Here is a 14,623-nt window from a genome sequence, read left to right as displayed (position 1 = left end):
TAAAAAGGTTAATTTCCTTCATTTAATGTAATATTTCAATTCAATGTAATATCTTTGCAAAATATAATGTGGAAAGATTTGAAAGTAGCTTGCAACCACAGAAAAAAATGCTAAAACACAGTTCCCTTTCTGTTTTAATCTGCAAGTTAATTCCTTTCATATTCTGACTACTAACTACTAACTTTTAACTACAAAAGAGATGAGTTATTTATTCACATCCGAATCGGTGTCTGAAGGGCACCCCGACAAAGTGGCTGATCAAATATCAGACGCTATACTTGACGAACTACTGGCGTATGATCCCAGTTCGAAAGTAGCTTGCGAAACGTTGGTAACTACCGGACAGGTAGTGCTTGCAGGAGAAGTGAAATCCGAAGCCTACGTTGATTTACAAGAAACCGCACGGCAGGTAATTAACCGTATTGGCTATACAAAAGGCGAATACATGTTCGAAGGAAATTCTTGTGGCGTATTTTCGGCCATACATGAGCAAAGTGCCGACATCAACCGGGGAGTTGAACGTCAGGACCCAATGAATCAAGGGGCAGGCGACCAGGGAATGATGTTTGGCTATGCTACAAACGAAACTGAGAACTACATGCCCCTTTCGCTGGATTTGTCGCACCGCATATTGCTGGTACTGGCCGACATACGTCGCGAAGGTACACAAATGACGTATCTGCGGCCTGATGCAAAAAGCCAGGTAACTATTGAATACGATGATAACGGTAAACCCGTGCGCATTGATACAATTGTAGTATCAACCCAACACGATGATTTTATTGGGCCAGTAGATTGTTCTTTGGAGGCCCAGCTGAAAGCCGATGAAGAAATGCTTGCAACCATCCGCAAAGATGTTATTGAAATATTAATGCCAAGGGTTATTGCATCAATCACTCATCCGGAAGTGTTGGCATTGTTCGATACCAATATTACTTATCATGTAAACCCTACTGGTAAGTTTGTTATTGGTGGCCCTCACGGGGATACAGGCTTAACAGGTCGTAAAATTATTGTCGATACGTATGGCGGTAAAGGTGCTCATGGTGGTGGTGCTTTCTCGGGGAAAGACCCCAGCAAGGTAGACCGCAGCGCTGCGTATGCTGTACGCCACATCGCCAAGAACCTGGTAGCTGCCGGGGTTGCCGACGAAATGCTGGTACAGGTATCGTACGCTATCGGTGTTGCCCGTCCAATCAATATCTTTGTTAATACCTTCGGACGGAGCCATGTAAACATGACCGATGGAGAAATTGCACAGAAGATAGATGAACTATTCGACCTTCGTCCCAAAGCAATCGAAGACCGTTTAAAGCTTCGTAACCCTATCTATAGTGAAACCGCTGCTTACGGACACATGGGCCGTCAGCCACAAACAGTTACCAAACGATTCTGCTCACGCTATCAACCCGAAAAGATTGTTGAAGTAGAACTGTTTACATGGGAAAAACTGGACTATGTGGAAAAGGTAAAGGAAGCGTTTGGTTTATAGAATTTAGAATATAGGAGTAAGTAGTAAGAATAATACCGCATGGATTCTTACTACTTAATTCTATATTCTTACTACTTAAGAGAAATGAACAATATATCCATACGTAAGTTTGCTGCAATATGAACCCAGACATGCCCATACCATATTCATTAAAATCGGATGATCTGGTTTCGGCTATCATTCTGGTTTGCTTTTTCTTGTTATCTTTTATATTTGCCGGCAATAAAAAATACCTGCTACAACAAGCCCGTATTTTTATTCAGCACAAAGAACGAGCCAATCTTTTTGGTGCATCTACCTCGGTAAACAGATACTTTTCTTTAGTCGTAATACTGCAAACGTCGTTGCTTATCGGGATCGTTTTTTTGAGCTACTTCAACTTTAAATGTCCGGATTTTGCACAAGGAATTCCATCGTATTTACCAATTGGAGTATATGCCGGATTATTCCTTGTTTATGTGTTTTTGAAGCGAACAATATATGCATTTTTAGGTTGGGTTTTCTTCGGTAAAAATGCAACAACATTGTGGCTAGAAGCTTATTTTACACTTGTTTACTACGCCGGATTTATACTTTTTCCGTATGTTTTGCTCCTTGTTTACTTCAATTTTGACATTGAAATAATGCTAACGTTTGGCTTTGTTATTTTAATAATCGCTAAATTATTGATGCTATACAAGTGGATAAAGTTTTTTTTCAATAATATTTATGGGCTTTCCCTTTTAATTTTGTACTTTTGTGCCCTTGAAATCATGCCCTGTTTTATATACTATAGGGTGTTGGTGAATATCAATAGTTTGTTGCTTATAAAATTTTAAGACGTTGAAGATTAAAAAAGTACTTGTTTCTCAGCCCAAACCTGCTTCTGAGAAATCTCCCTACTACGATATTGCGGAGAAGTATGGCGTAAAGATAAATTTCCGCCCATTCATTAAGGTCGAAGGTGTAACCGCAAAGGAGTTTAGACAACAAAAAGTGTCGATTCCCGAATATACTGCCATCATTTTTACATCCCGCCATGCCATTGATCATTTCTTTGGATTATGCCAGGAGTTGAGAGTATCGATTCCTGAAACAATGAAATATTTCTGTGTAACCGAAGCCGTAGCCTTATATATTCAAAAATACGTGCAATACCGAAAACGTAAGATCTTCTTTGGTTCTACCGGAAAAATAGAAGACCTTATACCTTCTATTACCAAACATAATGGCGAGAAGTATCTCACACCAATGTCTGATGTGCACACGGATGATATAAAAAACATGCTCGACAAACTGAAGGTTAAGCATACAGAAGCAGTTATGTATCGCACTGTAAGTAACGATTTTACCGATGGTGAAGACTTTGACTATGATATGTTATTGTTCTTTAGCCCGGCAGGAGTTACTTCGTTGCAGAAAAATTTCCCGAACTTCGACCAGAAAGATATCAAGATCGGAACATTTGGAACAACCACTGCACAGGCCGTACGCGATGCCGGACTTCGGTTAGATCTTGAAGCTCCTACCGTGAAAGCTCCGTCAATGACGGCCGCTTTGGAAATGTTTATTAAAGAACATAATAAGTAAAGAAGATAAAGTAAATAAAGGAGGTAAAGGAGATAAAGTAAATGTTTTTCTATTTTATCTCCTTTGTTTATTAATAACTTAACATGCTTTATTAACTTAACATGCTTTATAACTTTATTAACTTTACGTGCTTTATTAACTTTACCAACTATTGAAAATATACACTCTTCATAAAAGCGAACGCATCTCAAGTAAACTACTGATTGATAAAATGTTTGAAGGAGGATCTAAATCTTTCTCCATTTATCCTATCAGGGTTGTATTTATGCAGGTAGAGAAACAGGAAATCCCAGCATCCATACTGATAAGTGTACCAAAGAAAAGATTTAAACGGGCAGTAAAGCGAAACCGCATAAAGCGGCAGATCCGTGAAGCCTACCGGAAGAACAAATATGCACTGCTAGACGTTTTAAATCAATATGAATTTGGTATAGCTATGGCATTCATCTACTTGTCGGCTGAAGAGTTTGATTCGTCGGTTATTGAAGAGAAAATGAAGATTGCTTTAGCCAAGATAGGAGAGAAGCTGGAATGAAAAAAATACTATCGTATATATTACTGTTGCCGATTTATTTCTACCGGTCATTCATATCTCCAATGCTCGGTCCTTCCTGCCGCTTTACTCCAACCTGTTCACAATACGCTGTCGAAGCAATCAAAAAGCATGGCCCGTTTAAAGGGTTCTATCTCACTGTAAGAAGACTACTACGATGCCATCCCTGGGGTGGCTCCGGATACGATCCTGTTCCCTGATTGGTGCTATGGAACTGCTGGATATACATACCCATCGTTTATACAACAACCCTCACGAAGCCATACTAAACTGTATGCCGTGGGATTTATCTCCCCATTTTAAAGGTTATTGCTCTGTTGGTTTTCATCCCTGGTATCTTTCCGGCGATAAAAGCAAGAACTGGGAAGAGTTTAAGAAACTTGTATCTCAACCGCAAGTGCTGGCTATAGGCGAATCCGGCCTTGATAAACTAACCACTGCCGATTGGAAACTTCAGGAAGAGGCATTCCTGAAACAAGCAGAGATAGCATCCCAACTAAACAAACCGCTGATTATACATTGTGTAAAATCGTTTAATGAGATTATTCGCTATAAAAAGGAACTCAATCCTGTTGTTGCCTGGGTTATACATGGTTTCCGTGGAAAAAAAGAGTTAGCCAAACAGCTATTGGATCATGGGTTTTATTTATCTTTTGGAGAGAAGTATCAGGAGGAAAGCTTAAAGGGCACTCCTTTAGATAGGTTGTTTATAGAAACAGATGAAAGTGAGGTTGATATTCATGTGTTATACCAACGCGCAGCAATTTGTTTGAGAATGGATGTAGAGGATTTGATAAAAAAAGTGCAAAGTAACATTCGAAACATTTTATCCTACCGGGACAATGGCTTTGTCCTACCGGGATAAACGGTTTCTCCTACCGGGATGAAGCCTTTATCCTACCGGGGCAAAGGCCTCATGCTACCGGGATAAATTATTCTTTTTCGCCGTAGGCCAAATCTCCTGCATCGCCAAGACCGGGAACAATATACGAATGACTGTCTATTTCCGGATCAACAGCTGCACACCATATTGTAGTTTTATCGGCAGGTAATTTCTTCATAACATGCTCAATAGCCTGCTTACTTGCAATAACCGAAGCCACATGAATCTCTGCCGGATTACCTTTGGTAAGCATTGCCTGATAAGTAAGCTCCATTGATCCGCCTGTGGCAAGCATTGGGTCGGTAATAATTAATGTTTTGTTATCTATTCGCGGAGAAGCAATGTACTCAATATGAATATCGAACTTCAACGTGTCTTTGTATTTGCGGTAAGCCGAAACAAAAGCATTTTCGGCATAATCGAAATAACTTAAGAAACCCTGATGGAACGGAATCCCAGCCCGCAAAATAGTACTGATAACAAGCTGATTGGTAGCAATACTGGCTGGAGCAATCCCAAGAGGAGTTTGAACTTCTTTGTTGGCATAGTTGAGGGTTTTACTTATCTCGTAAGCCATGATTTCGCCAATACGCTCAATGTTACGCCTGAATCTTAAACGATCTGTCTGTATATTTACGTCTCTGATTTCGGCTATATATTGATTTAGCACTGAATTGTTTTCACTGAGATTTATTACTTTCATATTTTTAAGTTGCGGGTTATAAATTGCAAAGATAACGCCAACTAACCAATTTTTCCCAATCTTCGTTGAACAAATTTGCCCTGCGGCGTATTTTTAAACACAGAAACATGGAGATTCGTTTCAATATATTTCTCTTCCATGCATTATACTTCATGGAAGTTGCATACATTTGTAACATGGAAATCTTCAAAGATTTATATAATCTATTTAGCCATCCTCAAGAGATCAAACCTATTGTATCTCTTAAAGATGGCATTTCTGTTTTTGGTAAAGCCATATTGATTTATCTTCTATTACTAACACTATATATTCCTATCTCGATACTTATTTTATTTTTTAGAAAAATAGGATTCGAACTTCCACCATATGGGGGTGGGAGTATGCAAAACATAGTATCTATATATGGACAATACGCTTTTTGCGTTTTAGTGATTATCGGACCGCTATTTGAAGAATTAATGTTCAGACTCCCTTTGATTATAAAAAGAAGCAACTTGATAACAGCATCATTTTGTGGAATTGTTTATTGTTGTTTTCAATTTCTCTTTGGTTGGTCATTCTTATTTTTCATACTCACACTAGTACTCTTAATCTGTCTAATTATTGCAGTTACTTTAAATGAATCGAAGATTAATTCTTTTAGAATTCACTACACAAAACATGTGTTTTATTGTAGCAACATCATATTTTTACTCCTTCATTTGTCGAACTTTGCATTTTTAGAAATAAGAACCTTATTCATCTGTATATTAAATCTGTTGCCTGTCCTGTTTTTATCAATATGCGCCTCTTACCTGCGTTTCAAAGCAGGTTTTATATATGGGGTTATCTGGCACTGTGGAATAAATTTTCTTTTCTATCTGGTCCATAGCTGATCAGTATAATTAGAACCACAAACTAGTACCTAACCGTATGCCTATATGTTTATCCAGATTCATTTCTTCAAGTAAGAAACCTTCGGTTTTGAATGTTGTTCCAATATTTGCTGATATTCCTTTCAATTTACTACTTATAAGAGAGAATCTATATTTCACCAATATATCAACAGCACCACCCCATTTGCCTTTGCTTTGTATAAACTCCATATTTTGTGGTTGTTGCCATCCATGTATACCTAGATTTGCAATTATATTGGAATGTATTTTTATTTCTGGAAAGTTTGCACCAATAGCAGGAAACCAAGTGCTGTGATTTTCAAATTGTCTAATGTATATATGCGTTTTGATTTTTTGTGTATTTATCCAAATATGCTCATCAATATAATCACCAAAAGGAACCATGCCATAACCAAAAGCAAAATTCATTGTAGAGCCATTTTGTAGAGAAAATCCAGTTTTTCCAATAATAAGTGGGTCGATTAAATTTAACAATGAGCGCCAACCCACTCTCTTTGCAAATCTTTTTTCTTCCTTAGTAAGATCTTTGTAATCAGTATAGCGAGAAAATTCCATATCAGGTCGATGGAGGTGCCGTATAGCACCATATATATCGTGTCCAACAATATCTCGTTTTAATTCATTTGTTTCTTCTTTCAGATCGAATTTAGTCTTAAATAGTCCCATTGCATAATAGGTTACCAATGAAGTTTTCCGTAGAAAGTATTCAACCCATAGTACATCTTTACTCTCTTTGTGAAGGTTCAATAAGGTAGCTTCTCGTTGCAACATAGCATAATCGGATTCTAAACCAGCAGTATGTAAGCGAATAAAAACAGGCATGTTATTATTTCGCAAATTAAGCAAATCATTATTCGATACTCCTGTGACATAAGCTGCAAAATTTTTATTGAAATAGGGTTTAGAAATTGAACCGATTTCCTGATGAGTTAGTATACTACGATGTCCTTCTTCATGGGTGAATGGAATAAAGAAAAGTCCGGAAACACCAGCCTGAATTAACATACTGATTTTTCGCGATGTTATTTTATTTAAATGTTCCATTCCCAAACGATATAAGCTTAAAGAAGACTCATCAAATTGCCTCATACTGAACAGCCGAGCAGGAGAATCCATTAAAAGAAAAGAATATTCTTTCTCCTCAATATTCTGTGCAACAGATGTTTGGCTAACTAAAATAGCAACTAATATAGTAAAAAAAGACTTCAACATAATTTAAAATTAATCAGTTCATTCCACAATTTGCTATACATACCACCCGACTTACACAGTTCATTGTGAGTACCTATTTCGGATACTTTGCCTTCTTCGAGTACTACTATACTATCTGCATTTTTCACAGTGCTTAAACGGTGGGCTATCACAATAATTGTTTTTCCTTGTTTAGCCAAGGTGTTCAATGTTTGCTTTACAAACTTCTCGGAGATGGAGTCTAACGACGAAGTAGCCTCGTCGAATATTAAAATATCGGGTTCTTTATACAATGCACGGGCAATGGCAAGTCTTTGCCGTTCGCCACCCGATAACGATGCTCCATGTTCGCCAATATGAGTCATATAACCTTTAGGAAGTTTCTCAACAAACTCTTTCAATCCCAGTTGTTCAACAAGGTCTATTACTCTTTTAGTATCAGGTTGCAAATCACCAATAGCAATGTTCTCGATAATTGTTCCGGCAAACAGTTCTATTTGTTGCGGAACTGTACCCACCCTTTTACGAAGACTTTCGTTGCTGATTTGAGCAATGTCGTAATTGCCAATCCTTATTTGTCCGGATTGGATAGGGTAAATATGTTGCAATAACGACACCAGTGTGGTTTTACCCGATCCGCTTTCGCCAATAACAGCAGTAGTTTTTCCTTTCTGTATCTTGAGGTTTAAATCATCGAATACCTGTTTGCGCGATCCGTAACGGAACTTTACGTTATCGAACGTAATATCGCCTACCATATCTGCCTCAAGGTTTATTTTCTGCGAATCATCTTCTTCCCGTTCTAAATCCATAATCTGAAACAAACGGTCGGCAGCAATCAGTGCATCTTGTATGGTTTGATTGGAGGTTATTAACGACCCAATGGGCGATAACACATAGCCTACCAACGAATAAAATACCATCAAGGTACCCGGTGTAAGTTCTTGATCTATAACCAAAATACTACCTGCCCACAGCACTGCTATTGTAATACCAGTAGAAATAAACTGTATACCTCCCTGTGCCATGATTGCACCATAAATACTATGGTATGTATTTTTAAGCAGATGTACAAACCGGGTTTCTGTTTTGAGGTTCGAAAAATCTTCAACACCAAAACGTTTGATTGTTGAAATGGAGTTGATAGACTCTACCAGTTGCGATTCCAGATCGGCACTGCTTTCCATAATTAAACGTTGGTACTTACGGTTCAGCTTATTAAACAACCAGTAAATCCCTATAAATAGAGGTATTGCTGCAATAGTTACCAATGCCAGAATCCAGGAATAGGCAAACATCAGGCAAAAGGTAAATACAAGAATCATTACGTTAACAACTAAATCGAGCGATACATTGTTGATAAAGTTCCGTATCTTAACAGCATCGTTAACGCGCGAAATAATTTCACCAACACGCATCGTATCGAAAAACTGTTGTGGTAGCTTAAGCAGATGTTTGTAGTATCCCAAAATCAGTGCTGCATCAATGCGTTGACCGGTTTTAAGGGCAAGAATACTTTTCATTGAACCTATAAAAGTGCGCAGTATCAGGATAAGTACCATAATAATACCCATCAGGTTTAGTAAATTTATGTTCTTATCAACCAAAACATAATCGGTTATCTTGCCTACATATACCGAAGTTGATAATCCTAATATACTGAATATAAGAGCGCCAAAGAGGGCCTGAAACATTGTGCTTTTATGCGGCGCCAGTAGCGAAATGAATTTTCCCAATGTGCTTTTCTTCATATTGCCTTTCCTGAATTTGCTTTCGGGCTCCATTAATAACAGCACGCCTGTCCATATCTTCTCAAACTCTTCGTTTGTTACTTTGTGCATCCGTCCGTCTCCCGGATCCATATAAGTAATATGTGTTTTAGTAACTTTATATACTACAACAAAGTGCTGCAATTGCTCTTTTACAATAATATGGGCAATCATGGGTTTGGGGCATACACTCAGAGCCTCGAACTTGGCACGTACTCCCTTGGCCGACAGTCCTAGTTTGTTGGCGGCCTCGACCAAACCTAAAATGTTTGTCCCTTTCTGGTCGGTAAAGGCATACTGGCGGATTCGGGAAACTGGAAACCGAAGTCCGTAATATGCACATACAGAGGCCAGACAAGCTGCACCACAATCGGTTATATCATGTTGTTTTATTTTTATTCCTCTTTTCATTGTTTTTAAGTTTTTGGGAACATAGAGACACGGATGTCCAGTTGTCCATTTTCTGATGAAGATCGAACAACAGTCTTTGAGCTGTAAAGGTAAGGAGCATAAAAATAGAACTATGTTAAGCGAACGTTAGGTTTAGGTTAAATCTTTAGCCTGCATTATTCATCAATTGGTTCAAATTGAATAAAAACACGGAGACACAGAAACACTGAGCTTTTCCTTGTGCTGAACACGGAGGCTTCGCTTTTGTCGTACAATAGGCCAACGGCCTAATAGCCTCTAGCGTAGGCCAACGGACTACGATGAAGGATACCACATGGAATAAGGCCGTTGGCCTATTTTTGAGTTATTGTACGACAAAAGCGAAGCCTCCGTGTTCAGCACAAGGAAAAGCTCTGTGCTTCTGTGGCTCTGTGTTTTTATTTTAGTTCGAACTGAACCAAACACCAAACACTAAAATTTATCCCCTCCCAGAAGTTAAAAATGAAAATTTGCCAGCACTGCCAACACACGGCCGTTTATATATTTGATTAACAGCTCGTTAAGGCGTGCTGGCAAAGTGTGCTGGCAAATATTATTACAGCATTGTCAGCACGCGAGATGCGCATGAGACAACTAGTTTCATTCTTGTTTTGTGCAGTGAAACAAGTAGTTTCCTATATAGAAAACCAATTGTTTTCTATGTAGAAAACAAGTAGTTTCATCCATAGGAAACTGTTGGTTTCCTACCGTGAAACCGTTGGTTTCCTACTGTGAAACTGTTGGTTTTCTACCGTGAAACTGTCAGCGTTCTACGAACAACCTTTTACCCTCATCAAAGCGTGACGAAATATTTGTAACAACGTTTCTCAACACGCCATTCAACACGCATTTAACGTATTGCTAATCAATGAGATAAATGCTTTGCGTGTTGAATGACGACAAATTTTGCATTTTAAACTTCTGGGAGGAGTTTTAGTTCAAATCAGATTGGACTTGAAACGCTAAGTTACGCGGAGTTTGAGAGCCACATAGTGGCTATCTGTTCATAGGAAGCCGCTATGCGGCAAAGAGAAAACAAACTTCGCTTTTGTCGTACAAAACTCTGTGTTCAGCACAGAAAAGAACTCTGTTTCTCTGTGCCTCTGTGTTTTAATATCCTTGTGTTGAACACGGAGGCTTCGCTTTAGTTTTTCTATCACTAGGCTATTAATATTCTGTTGAATACTTATTTAAAAAACGAAAAATCTTTCCGAAACCCATTCTTCTGTTTAGTTGTTTTACATCCGCTAAAAACACTGAAAATGGAAAATTGTACTTCCCAACCCTTGTTATACGCACTGTGAGGCCGATTTTAGTGCGCATTTTCAAAATGCTGCATTTTGTATTGATGAAATGCTGCATTTCGTTCATTCAAAATGCTGCATTTCGAAAGTGTGAAATGCTGCATTTTGAAACAACGATTTGCTGCATAAAAAATAGTAGAGATTTATGAATGGATGAAATTTGACATTGAATTAATGCAATAGTGCATAAATTAAAGTGCCTACATATTTGCCTGCAATAAATATCACTAATGCGCAAGCTATAACTATTCCAATCTTACAAAACATACTAAGAAATGGAGATTTATTAATAAAGCCATCATTTAAAATTTTAAAAATCATAGTGTTAGTATTAAGAATGAATATTTATGTGTTTTTACAATAAGCCCATGATGCACCAGCCCCTATTAGTGTCACAACAACTTTCTCTAACCAGAAACTATTTGCAATATCTGTACTCAACAAAATTGTTAATATCACACCTATAGTAGTATACATAATTCCTTTTAATAAAGTAGCTCTGTCTTGATCAGAAAAAAGAGACATTAAACAGTATACAATGGGGACGCAAAAAAGATAAACTCCCCATACATTTATATTATGAAATGAACTGAGAGTCTCGCTGAAAACGTATCGTACTAATAGTATAATTAGTAGCGAAAAGATGGCGATGAGTAGTTTGACGGTTTTCATGAAAATTAGTTTATAAGATAATATACAAATTCTCCTATACATTTGCCTACACTAAATAATATAAATGCAGCAAACATATATACTATAATTCTAAAGCCAGAATCAGACTTCATTCTGGCTCTTATGGGTTGTGTTATTCTGTTAAATTCTTCCATGGCTTATGTTTTTTAATTGATTTTCAAATAGATATATATAGCACATCCTATTGTGGCACCGATAAGTGCTGCTATAAAGAATATTTTTTGATTGAATTGCTTTTTCATTGTTTTTTAATTTGTTTGTTAGATTCTTTTGCAAATTGCTTGGTTATGGCCTCTCCTTTTCGTTTAACGTCAACTCGGACATATCGTTTTTGATTTTTATATTATTACTTTCGTTGTTATTTTTTTCTTTTATTATATTCTTTGTTAGCAGCAATCCAGAACATTAAAGATGTTATTCCACCAACTGCCATGACTATTTGTGTTATAGGTTTTTCTAAGAAAAAAATAAGTGCTATTGTCATGATAAGAATAAAAAACCCCACATAAATATTTCTTTTATATTTTTCCATTTTATGTTAGTTCAATGATTAAACCTGTTGTTTTCATGATAATTTGTTTTTAAATTGTTTTGTTTTGATATTGCAAAGATAAATGGTGTTTTTTGAATACTATGTTATGCGAACGTTAGGTTTAGGTTAAATCTTTGATCCATTTACCATTTACATACCATAATAGAAGAAATATATTGAGGTAGATGTTCATAATTAGTTCAGTTATCAATTGCCGTCTGCTTTAGAGACGGTTAACAGGACTCCTTGTATTCAGGCTTTAGCCAAAGTGTTTGGCTAAAGTCCAGAGTCGAGTTTTATCTTTAAACCGTCAGCTAAAGCAGACGGCAATTGATAAATAATAACGCATTTTTTAAGCAATATGTTAGGTAAATATTAGGATCTGTTGCAATTATGTTATTACATTTGCAAAATATGAAAAACAGATACATTAAAACAATTACCTATACTGGCCTTTTGGCTGTATTAGCATTACAGCTAATATGGGCTTATAATGTATATAGCTTCTCAAAAGAAGAATTACAAAGAAAAGGAGGAGAAATATTTAGAACAGCAGTAAGTAGTGAGTTAGACCACAGATTTCAAACTGTAACAATACCAAAGGGAGCATTTGGTGATCTCGAAGATGGCTCAAGTGTGACTTATGCTTTCTTTAATGAGGTTTTTGAAAGTGTGGGTGCCCCTTTATCCATCGAATTCGTTGATTCCACTTATAAATCTTTAGCTGCTAAAGAAAATTTGAATACCAATATCGTTATAGAACATATATCCGATAGTTTAGGTGTGATCCAGTCGACCCAAAAAGAAAAAGGTTTTTGGTATTTAACTTGTTCTAAGAAATATACAAAAGAAGATGAATCCGAATATCTTCAAGTTTTCATTTTAAGTCCCTTTAAAGACATCTTTACCCCAATGAGCCTATTATTAATGGGCACCATTATATTTGTGTTTCTTATTATATACTGCATTACCTATCAAATTAAAATTATTAACCGGCAAAGCAAAATAGCCCAACTACGTAATAATTTTACTCATGCTATGGTGCACAATATGAAAATACCATTAACATCAATCAAAATTGGAAACAAAGCGATAGAAAGTGGGAAGCTAAGTCCAGAAAAGACAAAGCAGAATCATGAGATAGTGAACAGAGAGACAGAGAGCATTTTAAAGTTTGCTGAAAGCACACTTACACTAGCTCAAAAAGAACAAGATGAGCCAACATTAAACAAAGAAGCAGTAAATAAATATATTAAAACAATTACTAGCATTGGACTATTGGCTGTACTGGCCTTACAGTTGATTTGGACCTTTAATACATATAATTTCATCAAAGAAGAAACACAAAGAAAAGGAGCCGACTTATTAGATACAGCATTGGGAGAAGATGTAACCCAACGGATTAGAACAGTACCACTACCAAAAGAAGGAGCATTTGATGATCTCGAAGACGGCTCAAGTGTGGGCTATGCTATTTTAAATGAAGTTTATGAAAGCCTAAGTGCCCCTTTATCCCTTCATTACATTGATTCAACCTACAAATCTTTAGCCGCCGAAGAAGGATTAAGTACTAATATTGTTATTGAACATATATCCGATAGTTTAGGAATAATCCAGTCGACCCAAAAAGAAAAAGGATTTTGGCATTTAACCTGCCCCGAGAAAGTATATACAAAAGAAAATGAATCCGAATATCTTCAAGTTTCCATTTTAAATCCCCACAAAGACATCTTCACTCAAATGGGCCTATTATTAATAGGTACCATTATATTTGTATTCCTTATTATATATTGCATTACCTATCAAATTAAAATTATTAACCGGCAAAACAAAATAGCGCAATTGCGCAATGATTTTACTCATGCTATGGTGCACAATATGAAAACGCCATTAACATCAATCAAGATTGGAAACAAAGCAATAGAAAGTGGGAAGCTAAGTCCGGAGAAAACAAAGCGGAATCATGAAATAATAAACGAAGAGGTTGAGAACATTTTAATGCTTACCGAAAAAATACTTACTCTGGCCCAAATAGAGCAAGACGAATTAACCTTAAACAAAGAAATAGTATCGGTAAAAGCTATTGTGGATGATTTAATGGAGAAATTCCTTGCAAAAGCCAAAAAAGAAATCAACTTTGTTGCCACATATAATATTGAAGAAGTTTATGCCGATGCCGGCTACCTGAAACAAGTAATCAGCAATCTGATAGAGAATGCCATTAAATATTCGGGCGACAAGGTTACTATAACTGTTACAGTTGACAGAAACAATGATTACACACTTATAAAAGTAAAAGATAACGGATTTGGAATATCGGCCAAAGATCAATTAAAGATATTCGAAAAGTTTGAGCGTGGAGCAGCAAGTAAACGATCGGCAAAAGGTGGAGCTGCCGGATTTGGCATTGGGCTCAACTATGTACAACAAGTTGTTAGAATGCATGGAGGAATGGTCGCCATTGAAAGTGTAAAAGGAGAGTATAGCGAATTTACAATAAAGTTACCCAAACTAATAGAAGAAATATAATCAAATTATTGTGGCAGATGTTCATAATTAGTTCAGTTATCAATTGCCGTCTGCTTTAGCTGACGGTTAACAGGATTCCT

Annotated in this window: 11 protein-coding genes; 7 read left to right on the top strand and 4 right to left on the bottom strand. The window is 36.8% G+C overall.

All coding sequences use genetic code 11. The features are described from left to right. Positions 1–199: 199 nt before the first annotated feature. The 6 genes from metK (at position 200) to D0T85_RS05350 (ending at position 4,479) form a co-directional block, all read left to right on the top strand. Complete coding sequence (gene metK / locus D0T85_RS05375; RefSeq protein ID WP_163210995.1) at positions 200–1,492, top strand: methionine adenosyltransferase; 1,293 nt, start codon at positions 200–202, stop codon at positions 1,490–1,492. A 119-nt stretch (positions 1,493–1,611) separates the two neighbouring features. Continuing rightward, complete coding sequence (locus D0T85_RS05370) at positions 1,612–2,310, top strand: DUF4271 domain-containing protein (RefSeq protein WP_163210993.1); 699 nt, start codon at positions 1,612–1,614, stop codon at positions 2,308–2,310. A 4-nt stretch (positions 2,311–2,314) separates the two neighbouring features. Then, positions 2,315–3,061: a uroporphyrinogen-III synthase gene (locus tag D0T85_RS05365; RefSeq protein WP_163210991.1), complete on the top strand. Its 747-nt coding sequence runs from the start codon at positions 2,315–2,317 to the stop codon at positions 3,059–3,061. A gap of 151 nt (positions 3,062–3,212) precedes the next feature. Further along, positions 3,213–3,596: a ribonuclease P protein component gene (gene rnpA / locus D0T85_RS05360; RefSeq protein ID WP_203558418.1), complete on the top strand. Its 384-nt coding sequence runs from the start codon at positions 3,213–3,215 to the stop codon at positions 3,594–3,596. Beyond that, positions 3,593–3,814: a membrane protein insertion efficiency factor YidD gene (yidD, locus tag D0T85_RS05355; protein ID WP_163210989.1), complete on the top strand. Its 222-nt coding sequence runs from the start codon at positions 3,593–3,595 to the stop codon at positions 3,812–3,814. The genes rnpA and yidD overlap by 4 nt, the downstream gene beginning before the upstream one ends. Beyond that, positions 3,772–4,479, top strand: coding sequence for a TatD family hydrolase (locus tag D0T85_RS05350; RefSeq protein WP_239060646.1), 708 nt, complete (start codon positions 3,772–3,774; stop codon positions 4,477–4,479). Before yidD ends, D0T85_RS05350 begins: the two co-directional genes overlap by 43 nt. A 67-nt stretch (positions 4,480–4,546) precedes the next feature. Here D0T85_RS05350 and upp read toward each other — a convergent pair whose 3' ends face one another. From upp to D0T85_RS05330, 4 genes are all read right to left on the bottom strand, one after another. Then, positions 4,547–5,200 (bottom strand): uracil phosphoribosyltransferase, encoded by a 654-nt coding sequence (upp, locus tag D0T85_RS05345; protein ID WP_163210987.1) that lies wholly within the window; start codon positions 5,198–5,200, stop codon positions 4,547–4,549. 884 nt (positions 5,201–6,084) lie between these two features. After that, positions 6,085–7,308 (bottom strand): hypothetical protein, encoded by a 1,224-nt coding sequence (locus D0T85_RS05340; protein WP_163210985.1) that lies wholly within the window; start codon positions 7,306–7,308, stop codon positions 6,085–6,087. Then, positions 7,302–9,467, bottom strand: coding sequence for a peptidase domain-containing ABC transporter (locus D0T85_RS05335; RefSeq protein ID WP_163210983.1), 2,166 nt, complete (start codon positions 9,465–9,467; stop codon positions 7,302–7,304). The genes D0T85_RS05340 and D0T85_RS05335 overlap by 7 nt, the downstream gene beginning before the upstream one ends. 2,373 nt (positions 9,468–11,840) lie before the next feature. Beyond that, the gene (locus D0T85_RS05330; RefSeq protein ID WP_163210981.1) at positions 11,841–12,014 is read right to left on the bottom strand and encodes a hypothetical protein; all 174 of its coding nucleotides are present in this window, start codon (positions 12,012–12,014) and stop codon (positions 11,841–11,843) included. Between the two features lie 414 nt (positions 12,015–12,428). Between D0T85_RS05330 and D0T85_RS05325 the strand changes: the two genes are divergently transcribed. Then, positions 12,429–14,543, top strand: coding sequence for an ATP-binding protein (locus tag D0T85_RS05325; protein WP_163210979.1), 2,115 nt, complete (start codon positions 12,429–12,431; stop codon positions 14,541–14,543). The last annotated feature ends 80 nt before the right edge of the window (positions 14,544–14,623 follow it).

The organism is Bacteroides sp. 519 (genome assembly GCF_010500955.1).
Classification (GTDB): Bacteria; Bacteroidota; Bacteroidia; order Bacteroidales; family Bacteroidaceae; genus Bacteroides.
The sequence above is the reverse complement of the archived record's forward strand: the minus strand, read 5'-3'. Positions and strand labels throughout refer to the sequence as shown.